Annotated in this window: 27 protein-coding genes; 11 read left to right on the top strand and 16 right to left on the bottom strand. The window is 67.4% G+C overall.

All coding sequences use genetic code 11. The features are described 5' to 3' along the window. Window positions 1-74: 74 nt before the first annotated feature. Window positions 75-1,493 carry a phosphoglucomutase/phosphomannomutase PgmG gene (pgmG, locus tag HWN72_RS00790; protein ID WP_248005721.1) on the bottom strand — a complete coding sequence of 473 codons (1,419 nt, stop codon included), beginning with the start codon at window positions 1,491-1,493 and terminating at the stop codon, window positions 75-77. A gap of 153 nt (window positions 1,494-1,646) precedes the next feature. On the opposite strand from pgmG, the gene HWN72_RS00795 reads away from it, so the two are divergent. The 5 genes from HWN72_RS00795 (at window position 1,647) to HWN72_RS00815 (ending at window position 6,319) form a co-directional block, all read left to right on the top strand. After that, on the top strand, window positions 1,647-3,182 hold the full coding sequence (locus HWN72_RS00795; protein ID WP_008829628.1) for a peptide chain release factor 3: 1,536 nt from the start codon (window positions 1,647-1,649) through the stop codon (window positions 3,180-3,182). Between the two features lie 89 nt (window positions 3,183-3,271). After that, window positions 3,272-3,976, top strand: a complete 705-nt coding sequence (locus tag HWN72_RS00800; protein ID WP_211149526.1) for an endonuclease/exonuclease/phosphatase family protein — start codon at window positions 3,272-3,274, stop codon at window positions 3,974-3,976. A gap of 162 nt (window positions 3,977-4,138) precedes the next feature. Beyond that, window positions 4,139-4,477: a P-II family nitrogen regulator gene (locus HWN72_RS00805; RefSeq protein WP_008832047.1), complete on the top strand. Its 339-nt coding sequence runs from the start codon at window positions 4,139-4,141 to the stop codon at window positions 4,475-4,477. A 14-nt stretch (window positions 4,478-4,491) separates the two neighbouring features. Continuing rightward, entirely contained in the window at window positions 4,492-5,802 is a 1,311-nt protein-coding gene (locus HWN72_RS00810; RefSeq protein WP_008832048.1) for an ammonium transporter, read from the top strand. A 178-nt stretch (window positions 5,803-5,980) separates the two neighbouring features. Next, window positions 5,981-6,319, top strand: coding sequence for a P-II family nitrogen regulator (locus HWN72_RS00815; protein WP_008832049.1), 339 nt, complete (start codon window positions 5,981-5,983; stop codon window positions 6,317-6,319). Window positions 6,320-6,367: 48 nt separating this feature from the next. Here the strand turns inward: HWN72_RS00815 and HWN72_RS00820 are convergent, their stop codons facing one another. Next, window positions 6,368-6,793 (bottom strand): TIGR01244 family sulfur transferase, encoded by a 426-nt coding sequence (locus tag HWN72_RS00820; RefSeq protein ID WP_211149527.1) that lies wholly within the window; start codon window positions 6,791-6,793, stop codon window positions 6,368-6,370. A 285-nt stretch (window positions 6,794-7,078) separates the two neighbouring features. Here HWN72_RS00820 and HWN72_RS31700 point away from each other — a divergent pair, with 285 nt between their 5' ends. From HWN72_RS31700 to queC, 6 genes are all read left to right on the top strand, one after another. Continuing rightward, window positions 7,079-7,873, top strand: a complete 795-nt coding sequence (locus tag HWN72_RS31700; protein WP_211149528.1) for a cold-shock protein — start codon at window positions 7,079-7,081, stop codon at window positions 7,871-7,873. Window positions 7,874-8,061: 188 nt separating this feature from the next. Beyond that, window positions 8,062-9,252 (top strand): aspartate aminotransferase family protein, encoded by a 1,191-nt coding sequence (locus HWN72_RS00830; protein ID WP_036529922.1) that lies wholly within the window; start codon window positions 8,062-8,064, stop codon window positions 9,250-9,252. Next, window positions 9,252-10,175, top strand: coding sequence for an ornithine carbamoyltransferase (gene argF / locus HWN72_RS00835; RefSeq protein ID WP_248005722.1), 924 nt, complete (start codon window positions 9,252-9,254; stop codon window positions 10,173-10,175). The genes HWN72_RS00830 and argF overlap by 1 nt, the downstream gene beginning before the upstream one ends. Continuing rightward, entirely contained in the window at window positions 10,172-11,077 is a 906-nt protein-coding gene (locus HWN72_RS00840; protein ID WP_051587186.1) for an Hsp33 family molecular chaperone HslO, read from the top strand. Before argF ends, HWN72_RS00840 begins: the two co-directional genes overlap by 4 nt. Window positions 11,078-11,183: 106 nt before the next feature. Further along, window positions 11,184-11,585: a hypothetical protein gene (locus HWN72_RS00845; RefSeq protein WP_036529925.1), complete on the top strand. Its 402-nt coding sequence runs from the start codon at window positions 11,184-11,186 to the stop codon at window positions 11,583-11,585. Between the two features lie 65 nt (window positions 11,586-11,650). Continuing rightward, on the top strand, window positions 11,651-12,358 hold the full coding sequence (gene queC / locus HWN72_RS00850) for a 7-cyano-7-deazaguanine synthase QueC (RefSeq protein ID WP_211149530.1): 708 nt from the start codon (window positions 11,651-11,653) through the stop codon (window positions 12,356-12,358). A gap of 142 nt (window positions 12,359-12,500) precedes the next feature. On the opposite strand, the gene HWN72_RS00855 is transcribed toward queC, so the two are convergent. The 14 genes from HWN72_RS00855 to HWN72_RS00920 form a co-directional block, all read right to left on the bottom strand. Further along, window positions 12,501-13,514, bottom strand: a complete 1,014-nt coding sequence (locus tag HWN72_RS00855) for an OmpA family protein (protein ID WP_008829062.1) — start codon at window positions 13,512-13,514, stop codon at window positions 12,501-12,503. 189 nt (window positions 13,515-13,703) lie between these two features. Then, complete coding sequence (locus HWN72_RS00860) at window positions 13,704-14,162, bottom strand: DUF2793 domain-containing protein (RefSeq protein WP_008829061.1); 459 nt, start codon at window positions 14,160-14,162, stop codon at window positions 13,704-13,706. A 36-nt stretch (window positions 14,163-14,198) separates the two neighbouring features. Continuing rightward, window positions 14,199-16,391, bottom strand: coding sequence for a phage tail protein (locus tag HWN72_RS00865; RefSeq protein WP_211149531.1), 2,193 nt, complete (start codon window positions 16,389-16,391; stop codon window positions 14,199-14,201). Between the two features lies 1 nt (window position 16,392). After that, window positions 16,393-16,818 (bottom strand): hypothetical protein, encoded by a 426-nt coding sequence (locus tag HWN72_RS00870; protein WP_211149532.1) that lies wholly within the window; start codon window positions 16,816-16,818, stop codon window positions 16,393-16,395. After that, entirely contained in the window at window positions 16,815-17,636 is an 822-nt protein-coding gene (locus HWN72_RS00875) for a DUF2163 domain-containing protein (protein ID WP_211149533.1), read from the bottom strand. The genes HWN72_RS00870 and HWN72_RS00875 overlap by 4 nt, the downstream gene beginning before the upstream one ends. Continuing rightward, window positions 17,633-19,975, bottom strand: coding sequence for a DUF2460 domain-containing protein (locus HWN72_RS00880; RefSeq protein WP_211149534.1), 2,343 nt, complete (start codon window positions 19,973-19,975; stop codon window positions 17,633-17,635). Before HWN72_RS00880 ends, HWN72_RS00875 begins: the two co-directional genes overlap by 4 nt. A gap of 11 nt (window positions 19,976-19,986) precedes the next feature. Continuing rightward, window positions 19,987-20,544: a hypothetical protein gene (locus HWN72_RS00885; RefSeq protein ID WP_008829056.1), complete on the bottom strand. Its 558-nt coding sequence runs from the start codon at window positions 20,542-20,544 to the stop codon at window positions 19,987-19,989. After that, window positions 20,537-20,725: a phage tail assembly chaperone gene (locus HWN72_RS00890; RefSeq protein ID WP_008829055.1), complete on the bottom strand. Its 189-nt coding sequence runs from the start codon at window positions 20,723-20,725 to the stop codon at window positions 20,537-20,539. The genes HWN72_RS00885 and HWN72_RS00890 overlap by 8 nt, the downstream gene beginning before the upstream one ends. Then, on the bottom strand, window positions 20,722-21,030 hold the full coding sequence (locus HWN72_RS00895; protein WP_008829054.1) for a gene transfer agent family protein: 309 nt from the start codon (window positions 21,028-21,030) through the stop codon (window positions 20,722-20,724). Before HWN72_RS00895 ends, HWN72_RS00890 begins: the two co-directional genes overlap by 4 nt. Then, on the bottom strand, window positions 21,027-21,434 hold the full coding sequence (locus HWN72_RS00900) for a phage major tail protein, TP901-1 family (RefSeq protein WP_008829053.1): 408 nt from the start codon (window positions 21,432-21,434) through the stop codon (window positions 21,027-21,029). Before HWN72_RS00900 ends, HWN72_RS00895 begins: the two co-directional genes overlap by 4 nt. Window positions 21,435-21,621: 187 nt before the next feature. After that, window positions 21,622-22,011: a DUF3168 domain-containing protein gene (locus HWN72_RS00905; RefSeq protein WP_008829052.1), complete on the bottom strand. Its 390-nt coding sequence runs from the start codon at window positions 22,009-22,011 to the stop codon at window positions 21,622-21,624. Between the two features lie 3 nt (window positions 22,012-22,014). Then, on the bottom strand, window positions 22,015-22,188 hold the full coding sequence (locus HWN72_RS00910) for a hypothetical protein (RefSeq protein WP_155986452.1): 174 nt from the start codon (window positions 22,186-22,188) through the stop codon (window positions 22,015-22,017). Then, a complete protein-coding gene (locus tag HWN72_RS00915; protein ID WP_008829051.1) occupies window positions 22,185-22,742 on the bottom strand; it encodes a phage head-tail connector protein in 558 nt (185 codons plus the stop codon). The genes HWN72_RS00910 and HWN72_RS00915 overlap by 4 nt, the downstream gene beginning before the upstream one ends. 206 nt (window positions 22,743-22,948) lie before the next feature. Then, window positions 22,949-24,088, bottom strand: coding sequence for a phage major capsid protein (locus tag HWN72_RS00920; RefSeq protein WP_036529485.1), 1,140 nt, complete (start codon window positions 24,086-24,088; stop codon window positions 22,949-22,951). Window positions 24,089-24,212: the final 124 nt, after the last annotated feature.

Raw genomic sequence — 24,212 nt, forward strand, 5'->3', positions numbered from 1 at the left:
GCATCGAGGGGAGCATATCGGCACTCCGGGATAAAAGCACCGCAGTGGATGCAGTTTCACGGCGCTCGAAGCGGCTATGCCCTTGCCGTTCCGGCCAGTCCCGAAGCGGCGAGCTGGCCGTCGATCTGGTCCAGCAGGCGTTGCAGGCCCGCCTGCGTATCGCTTTCGGCTCGGGCGGTCAGTGCGGCCTGCGTGTTCGATGCGCGCAGGAGCCACCAGCCGTCCGGCGTATCGACGCGGACGCCATCGATCGCATCGACCCGGGCACCTGCCAGCGCAAGCCGCTGCATGACCTCCTCGACCACCGCGAACTTGCGCGCATCGTCGGCCGGGAAGCGCAATTCCGGCGTGCTGATCAGCGCGGGCGTGGCGTCGCGGAGCGCGGCAACGCTCGATTCCAGCCGGGCTGTGGCGGCAATCAACCGCAGCGCGGCGTAGAGGCCGTCGTCGAAGCCGAACCAGTCATCGGCGAAAAAGAAATGGCCGCTCGTCTCGCCTCCCAGCAATGCACCGCTGCGCTTCATCCTCGCCTTGATGTGCGAGTGGCCTGCCGGCGCCATCTCGGTCCGGCCGCCGAGGGCGCGGACCCCTTCGAAAACCGTGCGCGAGGCCTTTACGTCCGCGATCACGCCTGCGCCGGGGCGGCGTGCCAAAAGGTCACGCGCGAAGATCAGGAGGAGCCGGTCGGCGTCCAGCACCCGACCCGTTCCATCGACGACACCGATTCGGTCGGCGTCGCCATCGAAAGCTAGTCCGAAGTCGAGGTTCTTCGCCGCGACCAGCCTGCGCAAGTCTGAGAGATTGGCGTCGATCGTAGGGTCCGGGTGGTGATTGGGGAACCGCCCGTCCACTTCGGAGAAAAGCAGATGATGTTCGCCCGGCAATTGCGAGAGCAGACGTTCCAGAGCAGGGCCAGCCGCGCCGTTACCCGCGTCCCAGCCGATGCGAAGGCGAGAAAGGTGTTGTCCATCGCAACCGGCCAGCCCCTCGAGCAGTCGGGTGACATAAGCCGGAAGAACGTCGCGTTCCTCGATGTGGCCGCGATTTTCCGCAGCGGGGAGATCGCCGGCCGCAGCCATGCTGCCCAGCCGGACGATGTCGGCACCAAAGAACGGCGCCCCCGCAAGTACCAGCTTGAAGCCGTTGTGATCGGCGGGATTGTGGCTGCCAGTTACCTGAATGCCGCCCTCCACCTCTGGAATTGAGGCTTCAGCGAAATAGAGCATGGGGGTCGGCCCAAGACCGATGCGGATGACGTTCACGCCCGCATCGGAAAGGCCATCGACCAGAGCCTGTTCGAGCGCGGGTGAACTCAGCCGGCCATCGCGTCCGACCACGACGCCGGCCCCTCTTCCCATAATGGCCCCGAAACTGCGCCCCAGCGCATAGGCGTCCGTTTCGAACAGCGTCATGCCGAAGACGCCGCGGATGTCGTATTCACGCAGGATACTGGGATCGAAGCGGTGCGACAGGGTGGGCGTCGGCTCTGTCATGGTCGTTCTCTTGTTCGGGCGAACGTTGCGGTCACCTTTGGGGCTACCTTTAGCGCATAGCCCGCGCAGGCCAACTGTCGCCGCCCCGATCCGCGACACGCACCTGGGCGGCGGGACTTTCCTTCTTGCCTCCAGCCCACTAATAGCGCGCCGATGAGCACTTCGCCCCACCAGTCCCGCCGTACCTTCGCGATCATCTCGCATCCTGACGCGGGCAAGACCACGCTGACCGAGAAGCTGCTGCTGCAAGGCGGCGCGATCCACCTTGCCGGGCAGGTGAAGGCGCGCGGTGCAGCGCGGCGGGCGCGCTCGGACTGGATGAAGATCGAGCAGCAGCGCGGCATTTCCGTGACCAGCTCGGTCATGACTTTCGAGCGGGACGGGATCACCTTCAATTTGCTCGATACGCCGGGTCACGAGGATTTCTCGGAAGACACCTACCGTACGCTCACTGCGGTCGATTCGGCGATCATGGTGATCGATGCCGCCAAGGGCATCGAACCGCAGACCCGCAAGCTGTTCGAAGTCTGCCGCTTGCGCTCGGTGCCGATCATCACCTTCATCAACAAGGTGGATCGTGAAGGCCGCGCCTGTTTCGATCTGCTCGACGAAGTGGCGGACATGCTGGCGCTCGACGTGTGCCCAATGTCCTGGCCGGTCGGCATGGGCGGCGTGTTCGAGGGCATCCTCGACCTCGCCAGCGGCGGCATCAGCCGCCCTGAGGGTGCCTCCAAGGAATTTCTCGGCAAGATCGACAAGGGTGCGGCGCTGCCGGACGCCGTCGCCGAGGAACTGGAACTGGCGCAGGCCGGCTATCCGGAATTCGATGTCGAGGCTTACCGCGCGGGCGACCTGACGCCGGTTTACTTTGGCTCGGCGCTCAAGAACTTCGGCGTCATGGAACTGATCGACGCGATCTCGCGTCACGCTCCGCCGCCGCGGCCGCAGCCGTCGGACCAGGGCACGATCGAACCGGACAACAAGGAAGTCACGGGCTTCATCTTCAAGGTGCAGGCCAACATGGACCCGATGCACCGCGACCGCATCGCCTTCATGCGGCTCGTTTCGGGCACCTTCAAGCGCGGCATGAAGCTGACGCCCTCGGGCCTCGGCAAGCCGATCGCGGTGCACTCGCCGATCCTGTTCTTCGCGCAGGACCGCGAGATCGCGGACAATGCCGAGCCTGGCGACATCATCGGCATTCCCAACCACGGCACCCTGCGCGTTGGCGATACCCTGTCCGAGAAGAACGACGTGCGCTTCGTCGGCTTGCCCAACTTCGCCCCGGAAATCCTGCGCCGCGTGGCGCTCAAGGATCCCACCAAGACCAAGCAGCTGCGCAAGGCGCTCGATGACCTTTCCGAAGAAGGCGTCATTCAGGTGTTCTACCCGGAGATCGGCTCGCAGTGGATCGTCGGCGTCGTCGGCCAGCTGCAGCTCGACGTGCTGATCAGTCGCCTGGAAGCTGAGTACAAGGTGGAGGCGGTACTGGAAGGTTCGCCGTTCGACACCGCCCGCTGGCTTAAGGGCGACGACAAGGCGCTGCGCGACTTCGGCGAGTTCAACAAGATGAACCTGGCCAAGGACCGTGACGGCGACCCGGTGTTCATGGCCCGATCGGCCTGGGATGTGAGCTACCAGCAGGAGCGCAATCCCGAGCTGACTTTCAGCGCGACCAAGGAACGTTGAGGGGCGCCTGATCGCACCATAACGGTTCACGCAGGAACCTGACGGCGCTCCGGCGGATTGCTACACAGGCCAATCGCCGGAGCCGCTCGTTGCAGATCAAGTTCGCCAGTTACAACATCCACAAGGCTGTCGGCCTCGACCGGCGGCGCGATCCCGAGCGCATCCTGACCGTGCTCAAGGAGATCGACGCCGACGTCGTCGCGCTGCAGGAAGTCGATCGCCGCTATGGCCGCCGCATGGCGGTGCTGCCGCTCGAGGCGATCCACGCCGCTACCGATTACGTCGCTGTTCCCATGTCGATGAAGACGGACAGCCTCGGCTGGCATGGCAATGCGATCCTCGTGCGCAAAGGTATCGACATCGTCGAGGCGGCGCCGGTGCCGCTGCCGGTGCTGGAGCCGCGCGGGGCCGTGCGGGCGGACCTCCTGATCGAGGGCAGGCGCCTGCGGGTAGTTGGCATGCACCTGGATCTCTCGGGCATCCGGCGGCGGCATCAGGTTCGTTCGGTGCTATCCCACTGCGCCGACTGCGCCGAGCGCGTGCCGACCGTGATGATGGGCGACCTCAATGAATGGGCGCAGCGCGGCGGATGCCTTCGTGAATTCGGCGTGGGCTGGCAGGTGCTGGCGCCGGGCCGGAGCTTTCCGTCCCGGCGGCCGATGGCACTGCTAGATCGGATCGTCGTGTCCGCCGAGTGGGAAGTCGTGGGAACCAATGTGCACCACAGCCCGTTGTCGGCGATAGGCTCCGACCATCTCCCGGTCTGTGCCTCGCTTGTGTTGCCTAAAATTTAGGCAACTGCCCATGAATCGGGCGACGTTGCGTGCTTCCGGCGCGATCTACGGTTTATCCACCTGTTGAATCAGCACTGATTCTTGCTGATCGGTAAACTGGCACACCCCTTGCTTAGTATCCTGTTAGCCGGCGCTGGGGCCGGTGGCTAACAGGGGATAGGCATGAAGTTCATCATAGCCATCATCAAGCCCTTCAAGCTGGACGAAGTGCGGGAGGCGCTGGGGGGCATTGGCGTCGCCGGCATGACCGTTTCGGAAGTGAAGGGCTTCGGTCGCCAGAAGGGTCAGACGGAGATCTACCGCGGCGCCGAGTACTCGACCAACATGCTGCCCAAGGTGAAGATCGAGGTCGCTGCACCTGACGATCTGGCACCCAAGATCGTCGAGACGATCCAGCAGGTCGCAAGCACCGAGGCCATCGGTGATGGCAAGATCTTCGTCCTGGACCTTGCTTCGGCCGTGCGCATCCGCACCGGCGAGGCTGGCGACACCGCGCTCTGAGGGGAGCTTTCACGATGAACCGCAAGATTTTTGCCAAGGTTTCCGGCGGAATTGGTGCGACGCTCGCGTCGCTAGCCGTTTCCACCGCCGCCTTCGCCCAGGACGCCGTGCCGACCGTCGACAAGGGCGACACCGCCTGGATGATGACGTCCACCGTCCTCGTCTTCCTGATGATCCTCCCCGGCCTCGCGCTGTTCTACGGCGGTCTGACCCGCTCGAAGAACATGCTCTCGACCATGACGCAGATCGGCGCCGCGGCCTCGCTCGCCATGCTCATCTGGGTCATGTACGGCTACTCGATGGCCTTCGGTGAGGGTGGCAATGCCTTCGTCGCCGGCTTCGGCAAGGCGTTCCTCGCAGGCGTCACCCCCGATTCGGTCTCGGGCACCATTCCCGAATACGTCTTCGCCTGCTTCCAGATGACCTTCGCCGCGATCACCGTCGCGCTGGTGCTTGGCTCCACGGTCGAGCGTATCAAGTTCTCGGCGGTCATGGTCTTCGCGGTCGTCTGGCTGACGATCGTGTACTTCCCGATCGCGCACATGGTCTGGGCTCCGACCGGCTACTTCTTCGGCCTCGGCGCGCTCGACTACGCGGGCGGCACCGTCGTCCACATCAACGCCGGTGTCTCGGCGCTGGTCGCCGCGATCATCCTCGGCAAGCGCAAGGGCTTCCCGGCCGAGCCGATGCCGCCGCACTCGCTGACGCTCACCATGGTCGGCACCGGCCTGCTGTGGGTGGGCTGGTTCGGCTTCAATGCCGGTTCGGCGCTCTCGGCCAACGGCGCGGCCTCGCTCGCCATGATCAACACTTTCGTCGCCACCGCTTCGGCAGGTCTGTTCTGGATGCTCGCCGAGCGTCTGGCGGGTCACAAGGGTTCGGCCCTGGGCTTCTGCTCGGGCGTCGTCGCCGGTCTCGTCGCGGTCACCCCGGCAGCGGGCAACTCCGGTCCGTTTGGTGCCATCATCCTGGGCGCTGTGGCTTCGATCATCTGCTTCTTCGCGGTCAGCAAGCTCAAGCCGATGCTCGGCTATGACGACGCGCTCGATGCATTCGGCGTCCACGGCATCGGCGGTATCGTCGGCGCCATCGGCACCGGCATCGTCTATGCCCCGTCGCTCGGCGGCCCCGGCAAGGCGGACTTCGCCATCGGCCCGCAGCTGGTGATCCAGATCGAGGCGGTCCTCGCCACCGTGGTCCTCGCAACCGTGGGCACCGTGATCGCGATCTTCATCGCCAAGGCAGTCACCGGCCTGCGCGTCACTCCCGAAGTCGAAGCCGACGGCCTCGACATCGGCGAGCACGGCGAGCGCGCCTACAACTAAGAATCTCCAGTTTGGCGGCGGCGGGAACTTCCTCCTCTCCTCCCTCCCGTCGTCGCCAACCGATGTTCCTCCTGCGAACACAACCTTCAAAGGGCCGGAGCCAGCCGCTCCGGCCCCTTTTTTATGCATGCGACTTGTGGGATGCTGTTTCAGCGGGGTGACGAGTGGGGGAACGCGCATGAAGTACGTCACGGCCATCATCAAGCCGTTCAAGTTTACCGAAGTGAAGGAGGCGCTGGCTGCTTCCGGCGTGTCGGGCCTGACGGTTTCGGAAGTCAGCGGGCACGGCCGCCAGAAAGGGCAGACCGAAGTTTATCGCGGCGCCGAGTATACCTCGAGCATGTTGCCCAAGCTGCGGCTTGAGATCGCGGTGACCGACGAGATGGCGCCGCGCGTCATCGACATCGTCCGCGCACACGCCAACAACGACGAGATCGGCGACGGCAAGATCTTCGTGTTCGCGCTCGATCGAGTCGTGCGAATCCGCACCGGCGAGCAAGGAGACGACGCGCTCTAGCTTTCGGCGGCGCCCATATTATGGATCGCTCGCTCGGACGTATTCGGCTTAGCGACCGGCGGACAGCATTTCGATCAACTGGCGCACCGGGCTGACATCATAACCTGCGCCGGCTGCCTTCGAGGCGATCACCGCCGGGCTGTCGCCGGCCTTCGCGCGGGCCAGTGCCCACAACAGCGTCGAGCGCGTGCCCGAGCGGCAATAGGCGAGCACCGGCCCCTCTATATCGAGCGCCTGTTCCATCGCATCGACCTGCGCCTGACCGAACCCGGCGTGAGTCACGGGAATCGCGACGTAGTCGATACCCGCTTCCCGGGCCGCGGTCTCGATGGCGTCGCCCGGGGTCTGGTCCTCGCTCTCGCCTTCGGGGCGGTTGTTGACGATCCGCACGATTCCGAGTGCCTTGGCCTCGGCGATCATGGGGATGTCGATCTGGGGGCTGGCGAAGACGGTCTCGGTAATCTGGCGGAACATCTGCGCATTCTCCCGTAGTCGAGCGGCCGGGCGGTGCCGGAAACCGGCCTTCAAGCCGCTTCGAGGCAATCAGGCAAGCCCATTCGTCGCTTAAAAACCGCTAATTCGTCGTGAAGCGCTGCAAGGACCCCGCATTTCCGTTCGCCATCGCGTTTGGAGTCGTGTAAGAGTCATGTTCGCAGGAGAGGGCCGGGCCTTAGCCCGGTCGCTTGCCTGACGTTTGGCGTGGATCGTCCGCCCGCCTGACGAATACTTCTGGGGCGCAGCGAAGGTACGCTAGTAGACATGGGTTTTGATAGAGGTCGTCGCGGAAGGGGACGCGACAATAAGCGGGGCGGAGAAGACGAGTTCGATCCGTTCTACGCTGGTGGCGGAGATCGCTTCGGTGGCGGTGACCGTTTCGGTGGCGGCGGCTTCGGCGGCGGTGACCGCGGCGGCTTCGGCGGCGGCGGCAGCAGCTACGGTGGCGGCGGTGATCGCGGCGGCTTCGGCGGCGGTGGCGGCTTCGGCGGTGGTAACCGTGGTGGCGGCTTCGGCGGCGGTGGCGGCGGCTTCGGTGGTCGTGGCGGCGGTGGCGGCGGCGGTATGCCTGCCCAGGTCGTCGGCCAGGGCAAGGGCGTCGTGAAGTTCTTCAACGCAGCCAAGGGCTTCGGCTTCATCCAGCGCGATGAAGGCGGCGACGATGTGTTCGTGCACATCAGCTCGGTAGAGCGCGCCGGCCTCGAAGGTCTGGCCGAAGGGCAGCAGCTCGAATTCCAGCTCGTCGATCGCGGTGGCAAGGTATCGGCTACCGACCTCGTGGTCGTTGGCGATGTGATCCCTGTCGCCAAGCGCGAGCCGGCGCCGCAGCGCCAGCTCACCGGCGAGAAGGCTACCGGCACGGTCAAGTTCTTCAACTCCATGAAGGGCTTCGGCTTCATCACTCGTGATGACGGCCAACCGGACGCATTCGTGCACATCAGTGCGGTCGAGCGCTCGGGCATGTCCGGCCTCAACGAAGGCGATCAGGTTGAGTTCGACATCGAGGTCGATCGACGAGGCAAGTACTCGGCGGTCAACCTGCAGCCGCGTCAGGGTTGATCCTGCCTGCACTCCTCCGGGCCAGAACTCCTTAAGGACGTTTGACCCGGAGGCTGCAAACATCTAAACGCGCGCAAATGGCGGTCCGGTGGGGCCGCCATTTGTCGTTTGCGATCTTCAAAGCGAGATTTCTCTAAGGCCCGCCAAGACCCGCGTTCTGGGGGCTCGATTCTGCAAGGAATGCCGACATGTCCATTACCCCGCTGATGCCCGTATATCCCCGGTGCGGCGTGCGTCCCGTTCGCGGCGAACACTGCCATCTCATCAGCGAGGACGGTCGCCGTTTCCTCGACTTCGCCAGCGGCATCGCGGTGAACGCGCTCGGCCATTCGCATCCCGGCCTCGTCGGCGCGATCCAGAAGCAGGCCGAGACGCTAATGCACGTCTCCAACCTCTATGGCAGTCCGCAGGGTGAGGCCGTGGCGAAGCGTCTCGTCGATCTGACGTTTGCGGACACGGTGTTCTTCACCAATTCGGGCGCCGAGGCGGTGGAGTGCGCGATGAAGACTGCGCGCGCCTATCACCAGTCGGTCGGCAACGACCAGAAGTACGAGTTGATCACCTTCAACCAGGCCTTCCACGGCCGCACGATGGCCACGATCAGCGCTTCCAGCCAGGAGAAGATGCACAAGGGCTTCCTACCCTTGCTGCCCGGCTTCAAGTACGTCGAATTCAACGATCTGGAGGCTGCGAAGGCCGCGATCGGTCCGAACACGGCAGGCTTCATGGTCGAGCCGATCCAGGGCGAGGGCGGCATCCGCATCGCCACCGACGAATTCCTGCAGGGCCTGCGCGCGCTGTGCGACGAGCATGACCTCATGCTGATCCTCGACGAAGTGCAGAGCGGCGTCGGCCGCGCCGGGACTTTCTTCGCCTATGAGCAGTACGGCATCGAGCCGGACATCATGGCGACCGCCAAGGGCATCGGCGGCGGCTTCCCGGTCGGCGCCTGCCTCGCCACCGAGAAGGCGGCGCGCGGCATGGTCGCGGGCACGCATGGCTCGACGTACGGCGGCAACCCCTTCGCCATGGCGGCGATCGGCGCGATCCTCGACGTGATCCCGGACGAGGCCTTCCTCGCCGACGTGCGCGCCAAGGGCGAGCGGATCAAGGCCCGCCTCGAACAGTTCATCGGCAACTATCCCGACCTCTTCGAACTGGTGCGCGGGCGCGGCCTGTTCATCGGCCTCAAGATGAAGGTCGAGCCGCGCGCCTTCGTGGCGCACATGCGCGACAATCACGGGCTGCTCACCGTCTCGGCGGGCGACAATGTGGTGCGCGTGCTGCCCCCGCTCGTCATCGACGACAGCCACATCGACGAGTTCATGGAAAAGCTTTCCGCCGCAGCGGCGGACTACAAGATCGAAGCGAGCGTGTGATGAAGGATTTCCTGAGTCTGTCCGATGCGGGCGGTGATACTCTCGCCGCCATGATCAACGACGCGATCGACCGGAAGGCGGCGCGTGCGGGCTGGGCCAAGGGGCGTGCCGACGCCGATGCGCCGCTTGCCGGGCACACGCTCGCGATGATCTTCGAGAAGAACTCCACCCGCACCCGCGTCTCGTTCGACATGGCGATGCGCCAGCTTGGCGGCTCGGCGCTGATCCTGGAGGCAGGTTCCACGCAGATCGGTCGCGGCGAATCGATCGCCGATACCGCCCGCGTTCTCAGCCGCATGGTCGACGCGATCATGATTCGCACCGACGGCCACGCCAAGATCGAGGAACTGGCGCATTACGCCGACGTCCCCGTCATCAACGGCCTGACCGACCTGTCGCACCCGTGCCAGATCGTCGCTGACCTGCTGACGATCGTGGAGCACGGTCACGCGCTGCCCGGCCTCCAGCTTGCGTGGCTGGGCGACGGCAACAATGTCGCCAACTCACTGATCGAGGCGGCGGGGCTGATGAAGTTCACCATCCGCATCGGCGGCCCGGCGGGCTACGAGCCGGACGCCGGTTTCATCGCGCGCTGCCGCGAGGCCGGGGGCGAAGTCATCCTCACCAACGACCCGCACGAGGCTGTGGCCGGGGCGCAGGTCGTGGTCACCGACACCTGGGTCTCGATGGGCCAGCCGGGCGGCGAGCAACACGTCGCGGCGATGCAGCCCTATCAGGTCAATGCCGCATTGATGGCCGCCGCCCGCCCCGAGGCGACCTTCCTCCACTGCCTGCCCGCGCACCGCAATGAGGAAGTGACCGACGAGGTCATGGACGGTCCGCAGTCGGCGGTGTGGGACGAAGCCGAGAACCGCATCCACGGGCAGAAATCTGTTCTGCTCTGGGCGCTCGGCAAGCTGTGATCGAGGACGACCTGCTGCGCGACGATACCGGCTTCGACCGGGTCCTGTCGTTCACCGTGCCCGCGCGCCATGTGCGCGGGCGCATGGTGCGGCTTGGCCCGGTGCTGGAGACGGTGCTGTCGGCGCATGACTATCCCAAGGTCGTCAAGCATGTGCTGGCCGAGGCGCTGGTGCTGACCGCGCTGATGGGTTCGCTACTCAAGGACGAGAACGCCCAACTGACGTTCCAGGCGCAGGCCGAGGGCGGCGCGGTGGACCTGCTGGTCTGCGACTATCGCAACGGGGAACTGCGCGGCTATCTGCGCCACGATCCGGAGATGGTCGGGGCGCTGGAGGAGGACTGCTCGCTCGAGACGATGTTCGGCAAGGGCTTCCTGGCGATTACTTTCGATCTCGCGACCAGCGGCGAACGCTATCAGGGCATCGTACCGCTGGAGGGCGCGTCGCTGGCGCATGCCTGCGAGAGCTATTTCGCGCAGTCAGAGCAGCTGCCGACGCTGATCCGTATCGCGGTCCGCTCGAACGGGCCGCGCTGCGTCGCGGGCGGCATGCTCGTGCAGCATTTCCCCGACGGCGAGGAAGGCCGTGAACGCCTGCACGTCAAGGAAGACCATCCGGATTGGGAGCATGTCGCGATCCTGTCGGGAACGGTGCAGGCCGCCGAACTGGTCGATCCGGTGCTGACGCTGGAGGAACTGGCGTGGCGCCTGTTCCACGAGGAAAGCGAAGTACGGGTCGAACCTCTGCTGCCGCTGAGCCGTGGCTGCCGTTGCACCGTCGAGCATTATCGCTCGATCCTGTCCAAGTTCCCCGAGGATCAGCTGGAGGACATGCGCGACGACGATGGGCACATCCCGGTCGATTGCGCGTTCTGTTCCAAGGTTCTGCGCGTCCCGGCCTGAGTAGCACAAGCGAGCGTCATACTCTCGCCACACCTATGAGTGACTTGAAATCCGGGGCGCCCCTGCCGATGTTGTGAGCGGCGGGACGTTTTCAGGGTGCGACGGAATGTTTTCGAAGTCTTCTCTTGCGGTGTTTGGACTGGCCGCCTGTGTAGCGGCAGCGCTGCCGGCTTACGCGCAGCAGCAGTCATTGGGCATGCTCGATGCATTGGCACACGGTGGCTGGGAACTGCGCGAGCGCGGTGGTCCGGTGCGCAACATCTGCCTCGACAGTGGACGTCGGCTGATCCAGCTGCGCCATCCGGGCGCGCCGTGCAGCACTGTCGTGGTCGAGGACAAGGCCGATCAGGTCACCGTGCAGTATACTTGTCGCGGGCAGGGCTACGGCCGCACGCAGATCCGGCGCGAGACCGATGGTCTGGTGCAGATCGACAGCCAGGGCATCGTCAACGGCCTGCCTTTCGCGTTCTCCGCCGAAGGGCGCCGCACTGGCGATTGCCGCAGCTGAGTCCACCGAAGACCTTGCGCATTTGATCGTTGTCGTCGCGGCGTCAGGGGCGTAGCGGGGCAATCATGCATGAAGAGAAAACCCCGCAGCCGGGCTCGGCTGCTCCGCAGGCCGTGGTGCTGCTCTCCGGCGGCCTTGATTCCATGGTCTGTGCCGGAATCGCGCGTGAACGCGGCTTCGCGGTCAATGCGCTGACTATCGACTACAACCAGCGGCACCGGCGCGAACTGGACGCGGCGGCCGAGATCGCGAGTTTCGTCGGGGCGCAGCGTCATGTGGTGCTGCCGCTCGATCTGCGGCGCTTCGGCGGCTCGGCGCTGACCGATGATATCGCCGTGCCCAAGGACGGTGTCGGCGAGGATATTCCGGTCACTTACGTACCCGCACGGAACCTGGTGTTCCTGTCGCTGACGCTGGCCTGGGCGGAGGCGATCGGCGCGAACGACATCTTCATCGGCGTCAACGCGCTGGACTATTCGGGCTACCCGGATTGCCGGCCCGAATTCATCTCGGCATTCGAGAACATCGCCACGCTGGCGACAAAGGCCGGAGACGAGGGGCAGACGCTGCGCATCCATGCGCCGCTCCAGTTCATGAGCAAGGCTGACATCGCCCGGGAGACGGACCGTCTGGGGCTCAATCCCGGCATGAGCTGGTCGTGCTACGACCCCCAGCCGGACGGGCGTGCTTGTGGTCTGTGCGACAGTTGCCGCCTGCGCAAGGGTGGCTTCGAGGAAGCCGGGCTCACCGATCCGACGCCTTACGCGGCCTGATCTTCAAGCCCCGTACAAACGAAAGCCCGGCGAGCGATCTTGCCGGGCTTTTTCGTGTCTGGAAGGCGGCTCGCGTAACGCGGGCAAAAGAAAAGGGGGCCGGATTGCTCCGACCCCCCGATCTTGTACCGTTGCCGGTCGCTTACATGCCCGAACCCGGACCGTAAGTGATCTCGACGCGACGGTTCTGCAGCTCGCGCACGCCGTCCGCGGTCGGAACGCGCGGGTTGGCTTCACCGAACGCCTGGCTCGAGATCGAGCCGTCGGGGATGCCGTGGCTGGTCAGGTACGAACGGACCGAAGCGTTACGACGCTCCGACAGGCCCATGTTGTACTTCGGCGTACCCGAACGGTCGGTGTAGCCGGCCAGCATGATCGGCACGCTGTCGCAGTTCGCGTAGGCGCTGACGGCGCTGTCGAGAATGGTCGACGCTTCCGGCGTGATGTCCGACTTATCCCAGTCGAAGAACACGATGTACGGACCCTTGTTGCAGACCGGAGCCGGCGGCGGGGGCGGAGGAGGCGGCGGCGGGGGCGGCGGCGGGGGCGGCGGGGGCGGCGGCGGAGCAGCCGGTTCGCCGAAGTTGTACGCCAGGGTGCCGAGCAGCGAGTGCGAACGCCAGCGGGTGCTGATGTTCTCACCGGCCGGGCCGACCAGGTCGACGTTCGACACGTTCATGAAGCGATACTTCAGACCCACATCCCAGTGCGAGCTGATCGGAGCACGGATGCCCGCGATTGCCTGCCATGCGAAGCCGGTGTCCGAATCGTCGATCACGTCAGCGTGGACGCGAGCGACACCGGCACCACCGCCGACGAAGCCCTGCAGGCCGTCGTCCGGACCGAAGTCCAGAAGGCCGTTGACCATGAACGACAGGTTGCTGACGTCAGCGCCGCCGGAGTTCTTGATCGCAGCCTGGCGATAGCTGGCTTCGGTTTCGAGACGGAACGGACCGAAGTCGTAACCGAGCACGCCGCCGCCGTCGAAGCCCTTCTTGAAGTCGATCGTGGTGCTGGTACCGTCAACGACAGTGTCAGCGTCTTCGACGATCATGCCACCGAAGTCGAGTTCGAGATACCACGACTTGTCGCGCGCCAGCGCGGGAGTGGCGAAGGCGGTCGAAGCCAGCGCCAGTCCAAGGACGAGTTTCCTCATACGTTTCCCCTACAAAGAGATTTGGAGCCACCGAGTGCGAGAGTGTCTAACCCCTTGGCTTTACGTGTGCAAGCGCACATTGAGCGCGACTGTTGCAAATTTGTCGCGTTTGCGGGGGCTTGGGAGGTTGTTGCGCCCTCACTATCCAGAATCAGCAACACCTCTGCAACCCCTGTTTCCTTGCGCACGTCAAACCGAGGGCAGAATACCCAAGGCTTGGAGAGCCGCGATCAAATCGTTGATCGCGGTCCGAGCCTCCCCATCAACACTCGTCCCGCCAAGTGGTTCCACGGGGAGCGAACCTTTTCTCCAGAAACCGAAAAACAGCATTTCGGCCCCGCGCGAGGCATCGAAGACGCGCAGCCCGTCGCGGGGAGCTACGAAGGCCCAGCCGCCGCCGCGGCGCAGCGCGACGGCACCGTCCTGCCCGGACCATTCGCGGGTAGCGCCCGAAGCGACGATCCAGGCATCGTTTTCCAGGGAATTTTCCGGAGGCGTCGCCGCTTCGCCGAGCACCAGGCAGTGCATCAATGCATCACTCAGCAGAAGTGCCTCGTTGACGAAGGCTTCCTTATGGGCCTGCCCGGAATGGAGTAGCGGCAAGGCGAAGCGAGGGCTGGCATCGGTGAAATTCAGCAGTTCGGGCATGGCGGATCTCCGTGGGTTTCGGTCAGGGCCGTTTCGTCAGGAAACAGGGGCTAGCGGCAGGGGCAGCGAGAGCGCGTGCGTGCCCTGCTGACGCACCTGGAACATCGCGTCGGCGTTGTGGGCGTATCGGGCGAGCACGGCGGGCTCGATGCGAAGTTCGGGTGCCTCGGTCGTCCAGGCGGCCAGGGGGGCGTCGAGCGGACCGAGCGTCACGAGGTAGCGCTCAGCCTGTTCGACGAGGGGTACATCGATGCCATCCGCCCACGACCATCCGCCACGCGCGCGGCGGGTCCATGTGAACGTCCAGGCGCCGTCTGCGGCAATGGCCCGGCGGGCATGGACCGGCGACAACGGGCGCAGCGTGATCCCTGCGAGGTATACGGGAGACGCTACCGGATCCGGGTCGCCACGTCCTTGCGCGAGGACTCTGCGCGAGGGCGAGGAGCCGAGCAGCCCGGCGTCCAGGGAGGCAAGCCCGGTGCCCGGCAGCACGAATGCCTCGCCATCCCCGTGCGCGGCGACGGCGGCTTCGGTCCCGCCACGACCGCGCAGAAGGCCTTCGAGCCGCCAGCGGCCCTGACCAAGAGACGTCGCCAGCAGGAACTGCACGATCTCCTCGCCGACGAACGCCAGGTTCCCTCCTTCGCCAAGGCGGCGCGTGTCGATGCTCGCCAGTTGCATCGCGGGATCGACGAGTTGGATTTCCAGCTGAGTGCCGCGATCGAGCTGCAGCGGATCGGCGCCGGGCAGCCGCGACAGCGCCGTGCCCATGATCGCGCGCGTCCGGCCGCTTTGGCCAAGAGGCTGCAGCGCGCCGTCACCTTGGTCGGCGTAGAGCGCCGCGCCGGTCCACCCCGCTTCGGTGCCGGAGACTGCTGCCACGGTGCGCACCGCGTCGGACGACCCTGCTGCAGGATCGAACGGGAGTTCGAACGCGGCGAGGCGGGTCTCGCCGGCCGGGCGATCAGGCGCGGGATTGCCACGTCCCGGATCCGAAGCGAGTGCGGGCGGCGTCGTCGCTCCCGGTGGAAGGGCGCGCTCCAGCGAAAGTTCGACGCCGCCGTCGTGCCACTCCCATGCCTGGATGCGCCAGTGTCCGGCGATGCCGGGCAGCGTGACCCGTGCGCCCGGCGCGACTCGCGGGTCGAGTTCGCAGGTGCGCCACGATATGCGGTCGCGGGTCCAGTCGATCCGGCGGGCGGCGCGTTCGATCATGGTGCGGGCCGTAGCGGCTCCGAGTGCGGCGGGCAGATCGATGGCGCCCGGTTCTCCGGCGAGGCTGCGGCCGGTCGCGCGCTGGAGGCTGGCCTGATAGTCGCGCTCGACGTCGTAATAGCGCAGGATGGCGGGCGGACTGTCGGAGGGCGCGGCACGGTGCCGGGTGAAGCCGGTCCGCGCGCCGAAATCGTCGTCTGCAGTCGTGATGGCAGGCTCGGCAAGGGCGATGGCGGCGGTTTGCCGCCGGTCGCGCGCGACGACGAGATTCTCGCCCGAGGCATCGATTTCGAGCGGAAGTATCTGCGCGAAGGTCTGCAAGTCCGACGCGGGAGCGCTTTCGCTGGTGTAGCCGACGACTTCGGCGAGAGCGACGTTCGCATCGATCTCGTCGATCACGTCGCCGACGATGTCCTGCAACGAGAAGTCGTCGTCGGCGATGACCTCGAAGGTCAGTGACGGGATGCGGTTGTAGAAGCCCGAGAGATCGAGGTCTTCGAACACCACGTAGGCGAGGCCGCGATAGGCGGGGCAGCGTTCGGCACCCTCGGCTGAGGCGATCAGCGGGTCCGGCGGTTGACGGCCCGCCCCGGTATGGAAGCGCAAGGTCCCTGCGGCCTTGAGCTCCCCGTCGGCGCCGCGTAACAGCTGGCCGTCAGCCCAGATACGGCCGAGAGCGCGGATCGGCCGACCGGCGAGGGCGACCGCGAAGTTGGCGGAGTAGCCGTAAGTCGTCACGGATGGTCCGCCCTTGCCGGTGCCTTGCACCTCGCTGCGTTCGACAAGGTCGGTCGCCCAGATGACGGAGCCTGCCGTACGCATGCGGCCGAAGTGACGGGGCAGGACTTGTCCGTAAGTCGAGCTGGTTAGCGCCAGTTCCTTGAGGCGGGGGCCCTCGCGGCCGGTCGAGCCGAACAGTGCGGTGTCGAACTGGCGTCCCACCAGCGAGCCGATCGCCCCTCCGAGGGGGCCGCCCAGCATGGTGCCGATACTTCCGAAGACGAGCGTGGCCATGTCAGTTCCTTGGATTTGGCGCGAGGCGCCAGTGGTGCAGGAGAGGCCAATCGGGTGGCAATGCACCATGGACGACCCGGCGAAGGCCGGCATGGGCATGGACCACGCTGGTGCCGCAGATCACGATGGCTAGGTGCAGCTGGCAGGTGGAAGGGCGCAGCATCAGCACGTCGCCGGGCAGAAGCGTGTCCCCTACCGGCTCCAGCCCCAGCCTTTCGAGGTCGAGCCGGACAGAGGGAACGATGCGGGTGCGCAGCGGGTAGCCATTGGCAAGGCGCACCGCTTGGCCGGACCGCGCGAACGCGGCTTCGATGACGCCGACGCAGTCGAGACCGACGCCCGGCTCGCGCCCGTGCAGACGGAACGGCGTACCCACCAGCGTTAGCGCGGCAGCAGCAAGGCGCGCGCCCGTGACTGCGTCCGTCACTGCACCGGGCCGGGATATCGGGTGAGCATATCGTTGCCGGGCAGGAACGGCTCGCCCCGAAAGTTGACGGCATTGCCGAAGCGCTGCGAGCAGGTGCCGAGCGTGTGGTCGCAGCCTTCGCGCAGCAGGGCTCGGGTGCCGGGCTCCATGGCATCGGCAAGGGGAACGTCGAGGATCAGGCCGTTTGCGCCCCCGCCCATCACGTCCATCTGGATTCCGGCCTGAGGCCCGTCGATCCAGCGCAAGCGCCCGCCCGCGTGATCGGCGGCATCGGGGGCGCCTTCGAACAGCGCGGCATTGGTGGCGGCGTCGATGCCGAGCAGGCGCACTTCGCGGCTGAACTTCTGCGGATTGAGGTTGCACCCCGGCGCGCAGAAGATGGAGCGGCAGGCGGGGCTGGTGCGCGGCGTGGGATCGCGCCACAACTCGGCCTTGCGCGAGACGAGTTCGGCGGAGAAGGCGCCGTCGTCTTCGCTGACCGTGCCGATGGTCCCGGCGTAGAGCACCTCGCGCTCCAGCGTTTCCCAGTCGACGAGGCCGATGCGGACCTGGGCGCCGTCGAAACGTCCGGCGGCCAGGTCGGCGCTGTCGATCGCCTCGTGCGTCAGCGAACCGCGCACTTCGGCGCTGTCGGGCTCGAAGTCGGCGCTCTTGCGGATGGCGCTGGGCACCATGCCGGGCGAGGCCCGGTGGAGCACGCCGTCAAACCAGAGGTCGCGGTCGTGCGAAGTGAACCCCAGCGCTACCCCGTCGCCGCGCAGGATGCGCCAGAAGGTGGCGACGGTTTCGAGGTCGTCGGCGAACCATGTGCGGGTCATGACGCCTCCCGGATTTCGACCACGGGCACGCTGGGCGCCTCGCCTGCGGCAAAGGCGGCGCCGGAGACTTCGAGGCTGTCCTCGGCGAAGCGGACGGGGACGTCGAACAGGAAGCCCGCGCGGACGTCCGCGCCGACTGGCGGGGCTTCGTCGAAAATGACGAGGCCGTGCTCGGCCAGAGTCCAGTTGCCGACCTGCAGCGCCCCGTCGATGGAGACGAGAACCGTTGCGAAATCGGGCCGGGTGATGCGGCGGACTTGGGCGTCCTCGCCCTCGCCGTAGCGCTTCGCCAGCGGGAACCCGGCCTTGATGCCGTCGCCGGTGCCGAGCGGCTGGTCGAGCGGGCCGGGCGCGGCTACCATGCCGCTCGAACTGAAGTCACTGGGATCGCGCAGCCGGAACCCGCGAGCGGGACCTCGGCGGGCGCGGAAGAAGGCGATGAGTGCGCCCAGTTCCGCCTCGGAGCGTACGCCCGGGCCGACGTCGAAGCGCAGCCGGGCGTTGGACCACAGCGAATTGCGCCGCTCGAACCCGGAGGCGGTGACCGAGACGCTGGTGGAGAACTCGGGCACCACCGTCGCGTCGCGGCCGAGCGCGAGCGGGTAGAGCACGTCGTCGAAGGCCTGCATGGGGTCGGCTCCTGAGGTTGGCGGCGGGGGAAGGCGCACGTATCCGTCGCGTGCGACCTGGGGCAGCGCCCAGACGACGACTTCATGGGGCGCGCGGGTCAGGGCTTCGTCGATCCCGGCGTCGATGCGGCGCCACTGGTCTTGCTGTTCGGGGGCAAGGACGAAGCCGGCGAGGTAGTCCTGTTCGCTGGGCGGGTAGCCGAGGCGGGCGTCGACTTCGGCATGGGCATTGCGGCGATGGGCATCGGCACCGGCAGTCAGCCAGTCGTAGTCTTCCACCTGCAGCCGGTCGAACGCGGGCGAGGCCCAGCCGGTCGGCAGGTTGGCGCGCTTCAGTTCGGGCATGTCGGGCGCGAGCAGGGTGGGGGTGAAGACCAGCGCCAGCGCCTCGACCGGATCGGGGGCGACGGCGGTGCGCACGGCGGAGACGAGGTCGGCGGTCGATTGCGCCAGCAGCGCGCCTGCCTGATCGAGCAGGGCCGTCTGCGCCGGGGCGAGCGGCGCGCGCATGTCGGGAATGGCGGCGGGCGATCCGCCGAACACGGCCTTGGCGGCGGCGTCGTAGAGGCAGATGCGCCCGTCGCCGAAGGTCCACCACCATGGCTCGCCGATTTGAAAGCGGACGGGCGCGCCCACCTCGGCGAGCAATCCGGCGAAGGCCGCACCGACTGCCTGCAGCCACGTCATCGCCTGCGAATTCGCGGGGGAGAACAGGGTGGAGGGCGGATCCCAGCCGGTCAGTGCCGGGTTGCCGTCGAGGTCGCGCTGCTTCCACGCTTCGGGGCAGTGCTGGTCGAGCAGTTCGTAGGACAGCGAGGCCATCGGGCTGAGGCCCGCCGCGAGGCATCCGGCGAAGAAGGCGCGGTGCCAGCTGCGGGTCGGGCCATTGAGGGGGTCGCCGCCCTGCCCGGCTAGGTATTGGCCGGCGTTCGCCGCGAGCCGGAAGTAGTGGCTCATGCCGAGGTAATGCACCACCGATCCGCGATAGCCGAGCTGGCGCACGGCGCGGATCAGGCGCGCCGGGGTCTGGACGCCCTGGTCGTCGTAGCCGGTCGCCATGGCGAGGCCGTTCGCGGGCAGGATCACGTCGCCGATCTCCAGCATGGCGCGGGCGCCGTCGGAGGCGATTTCGGACATCTCGAACCAACCTTCGGCCTCGTCGGGGAGCGGGTCGGGGCTGGTGCCGTCGTAGCCTGGGGGAGCAAAGGAGATGAACATCCGCTCGATCGCGCTGGGCCAGACGCGGTCGGCGTCGGGGGGCAGGGCGTAGCCGCCGTCGAGCGCCGAGAAATCGAGCGTGACGACCGCGTCCTCGCCCGTTCCTTGCGCATAGTTCCAGAGGCGCACGTACCAGGTATGCGGCGCGCCCGCTTCGTCGCGGCCCTCGATGGTGAGGGTCGGGCCGTTGATCGCGTCGAGCGGGATCAGTCCGCCCGACCGCCAGCGAAAGCGCAGCGAGGTATGCGCATAATCGCGGTCGGTGCGGTAGGCGAGAAGGGGATGGTCGAGCGTATCGACGCTGTCCCAGATCAGCCCGCCGAGGTCGGCGCGGCGCAGGAACGAGGCCTCGACGCGCAGTGCATCGGGGGAGGTGGACACCACCGTCGCCACTATCGGGCGCGGGAAGTTGACGGTCCAGAAGCGCGGATCGAAGCGCATGAGCCAGTCGCTCGCCTGCCCCTCGCGCTTGCTGGCGAGCCAGAATGCCATGGGCTCTCTCCTCAGTTCGAGAGGGCGCGGCGCACAGCGCTCGCGACCTGGCGGCTGGAGCGCTGCAGCGACTGCGGCGCGCTGGAACCGCGCGGGGCCGAGAGGTTGATCGCCACGCGCACGTCGCGGCTGGCCGAACTGCCTGTTTCGACGCGGCCTGCGGAGGTCGGCACGAACAGCTCCGGCCCGTGCTCGCCCACCACATAGCCGCGTCCGGGCGAGACATTGCCGCCAGTGGCGCGGCCCGGCAGGCCGAGCGCGCCGGTCAGCAGGCCGGAGAGGTCCAGACCGCCGCCCGCGCCGCTGCCGCCGACCAGCGCCGAGGCCAAGGTCTGCGCGGCCTGTCCGGCGATGGCGTCGAGCGTCGAGGCGGCGGTGCGCTTGAGGTCGTCGAAGCCAAGGGCACCTTTCCGGATCGCGCCGGACAGGCCCTTTTCCAGCGCGTCGCCCGCGCGGGTGAAGCCGGACACGAGGTCGCCGTCCACGGCCTCGCGCATCTGCGCGATGTCGCGGGCGAAGCCATCGGTGCCGGCGCGGACCTCGACGAGGAGGCTGTCGATCTCATCCATGATCGTTTTCCATCAGCTTGGTGAGGGTATCCCGGTCGAAGCCCGCAGGCGCGCCGGGGGAGAGCAGGCCGAGCGCGGCGGCCAGTTCGGCTGGGGTGGCCGCCCAGAACTCGGCGGGCCGCCACCCCAGCGTGCGCGCGGACAGGCCGCAAAGGGCCAGCGCGGCGGCTGCGAAGGTCACGCGCGGCCCTTGAGCACTTGCGCGAGCAGTACCCGCAGCGGCGCGGCGCAGGCGGCGAGGCCCTGAGCGACGATCGCCGCGCCCACCGTTTCGCGGCTTGGCCGGTCGGCTTCGGGCAGGCAGTGCCAGAACAGCGTGGCCATCTCGGCGAGGTGAAGTTCGCCCGCGCCCGCCCGCTCGACGAGGGCGAAGAGCGGGCCGAGTTCCTCCTCGGCGGCGACCAGCGCGGTGAAGCTGGGCCGCATCACGTAGGCGCCGTGGCCGATGGCGATGGCCGCCTCGCCGCGCAGAGGGTTGGGCGTCATGCCGGGATCACCTCGCCCGAGCTTTCGAGCTGGAGCGTGTAGTTGCGCTCGCCGTTGAAATCGCCCGCGTAGTCGAGGCGCTGGACGAGGAATTTGCCGCGCAGCCGTTCGCCGTCCTCGAAGCTGAGTTCGTAGTCGCCAAGCGTGCCGGCCATGGCGTTGGCGCGCACCTGCGCCTCCGCCGCGCTGCCGAGGAAAATCCCCGCCGCGCTCACCGAGACCGAGCGCACGCCCGCGCCGGAAAGCAGTTCGCGCCAGCCACCGCTGTCCTTGGAGGTGACGACGACGGCGTCTCCGGTGACCGACATCTGCGTGGTGCGCAGCCCCGCGACGGTCTGGTAGGCGGCGGGGACGCTGCCGTTGGAGATCTTGAGGAGGAAGGCGCTGCCTTTCTGGGCGGGCATGGTAAGGCTCCTTTGGTGAAAGAGAGGGGGCACGCAGCGTCGCGTTGGCCTACCCCGTCCGGCTAGGCCCTTCGGGCCAAGCCTCCCGGCCCTCCCGCAAGCGGGAGGGCCTTACCTCGGGTCTCCCCTCCCGCTTGCGGGAGGGGTTGTGGGTGGGCCTGTCGCAACCTGCGCGTGAAATCAGTCGTCACTGCGCCAGCAGGCGAAACCTGTATTCGAGCAGGATCGCGCGGCGGCTTTCACCGCGCTGTTCGGCGCGGGCGCGCAGGAACTGGATTGTCGCGATCTGGAAGCCCGGCTGCAGGCGCGGCAGGCTGTCCACCCGCGCCTCGATGGCGGTGACGAGGTCCGCCGCCGCATCGGGCGCATCGCCCCGGCAGTGCAGTTCCAGCGCCACGCGGACCTCGCGACCCGGGGCGGTCTTGCAGCTCCAGTCGGTGCTGGCGCTCGAGGCGATGGCTAGCCACGGCAGGCTGGTGCGCGAGGAGGCTTCCTCGACCACCGCGTTGAGGTTCGCCGCGAGGGTCATGTCGGAGGCCAGCCATGCGATCAGGGCGGCGCGAAGGGGGATTTCCATGACTTATCCTTTCGCGAACAGCGGCCAGACGAGGCCCGCGCGGCGCCAGCGGCTATCATCCTGACGGGCAGCGAGACGGCGGCTGGTAGCCCAGGCGACGGCGAGGGCAGCGGCGTTTGCGGTCAGCCGCCGCGCGAGGGCGTCGAAGTCGGTCTCGGCCTTCATGGCGCCCGTCATTTCAGGCGCATCCGGCGCCACGGCCGCCACAGCGCGGCGACGGAGGCGGGCGGCAGAGGCGCGGCACCGTTGCCGTCACGCTCGCGGTGCTGGTGTGCGGCGAGGCGGACGACGCCGTGGCGCAGCGCTTCGGGCAGGGCGTCCCATTCGGGCGCGAGACCGGCGGTGAAGCGCACCGCGACGCGGCTCTCCGCGCCGGGCAGGGGAAGCCGCAAGCGGCCGGTGCCGTCGGCGTCGAGGTCCGCCTCCCAGCTGCCCGGCGCGAGCGTGGTGCGGGTGCCGTCCGCCGCGATCGTCTCGACCGAGGCGATGGCCTGGACCGGGCGCGTCGCCAGCGTGTGCCAGAACTGGTGCCTCTCGGGGCGGGTGGAGAGCACTTCCTCGCACTCGGCCTCGATCGGCAGGGAGCCGGTGAAGGCCTCGCAGGTGTCCAGCGCGGCGGCGAGCAGCCCGGTCAGCGAGGCGTCGTCGGTGGCGGTGGTGATGCCCAGCCACTGCTTCAGTTCGGCCAGCGCCGGGGGCGGCAGCGTGGGCGGGGTGAGGATGACCCGCATGGTGGGTGTCTCCGAATGGTAGGAAGGGGGTGGTTTGTGCCGAGGGGGCTTCGACAAGCTCAGCCTGAGCAGAATTGGGAGGTCTGCACTAACCTCCGCTCACCCTGAGCTTGTCGAAGGGTCAGGCTGAGCTTGTCGAAGCCCTCTCAGGTCACCCGCGCCGCCGGGAGGGGAAACGGCGGCGCGGGCGCTCTACCTGCGGGGCGTCAGGTAGAGATGCGCAGCAGCTTGATCGCGTCGGAATCCAGCACCTGCCCGCCGATCCGCTTGGTCGCGTAGAAGTGGACGAAGGGCTTGTTGGTGAACGGATCGCGCAGGATCGAGGTCGCGGTGCGCTCGGCGATGAGGTAGCCGGCGCGGAAGTTGCCGAAGGCGATCGGCAGGGCGTTCGCGGCGATGTCGGGCATGTCCTCGGCCTCGACCACCGGGTAGCCGAGCAGGCGGTTGGGCTGGCCCTCCATCAGGCCCGGCTGCCACAGGAACGAGCCGTCCGCCGCCTTCAGCTTGCGCACCTGTGCCAGCGTCTTCGAGTTCATCACCCAGCTCGCGCCCTGGCGGTGACCCGCCTTGAGCGAGTGCACGAGGTCGATCAGCTTCAGTTCGGGCGAGGTGTCGAAGCCCGCCGCATTGCCCGAGACGATGTGCTGCAGCTGGCCGAAAGTGCGGGCACCGTCGGCCGAGGCGCTGGTGGTGCCGGTCAGGAAGCCGCGCGGCTGGTTGGTGCCGGTGCCGCTGACGAAGGCGGCGCCTTCGGCGCGGGCGAACTCCATCGCGATCTCGTCGGCCAGCCACGACTGGATGTCGAAGGCGGCATCGTCGAGCATCGCCTGGCTCGCCGCCGGGTTGGCGTAGAGTTCGCCGGAGGGCGGGGCGATCTCGGCGAAGCTGGGCGTCGCGGTTTCGGGGCGCGCGGCGGTCTCGCTCACCCAGCCCGAGGCGGTGCCGCCGGTGGTGATGAGCTTGCGGTAGCCCGCCGTGCTGGTCTGCACGACCTGCGCGATCGCGCGGATCGGGCTGATGTTCTTGAGCCGGGCCGAGATCAGCGCGTCGATCTCACGCGGGACGGCATAGCCGCCGTCGGCCAGGGCCGCGCCGGAGAGCGACTTGAGTTCCGTCTCGCGGCCCGAGCGCAGGTAGCCCTGCACGAAGCTCTTCACTTCGAGCGAGGGTGCGGCGCCCATGCCCTCGATCAGCGGCCGCGAGGCAGCGCGCGAGACGCGGTCGAGGCGGGCCTTCACGTCGTCGACGTCGGTGCGAAGGGCCGTGACGGCGGCGTCGGTGGCATCCTGGCGCGCGACTAGGTCGAACGAGGCGTCGATCGCCTCGACGGGAGCAGTGGATTCCATGGGTAGGCACCTTTCTGTGGTGGGGAAGGGGGGAGCCATGACGTCGTCCCGGGCTCGACCCGGGACCGGTGGCTGTCTTTAGGCGGTGGCTGTCACTCCGGGCGCTTCGCCATGGGTTGGGCGC

The sequence above is a fragment of the Novosphingobium sp. HR1a genome (genome assembly GCF_015594425.1).
In the GTDB taxonomy this organism is placed as follows: Bacteria; Pseudomonadota; Alphaproteobacteria; order Sphingomonadales; family Sphingomonadaceae; genus Novosphingobium; species Novosphingobium resinovorum_A.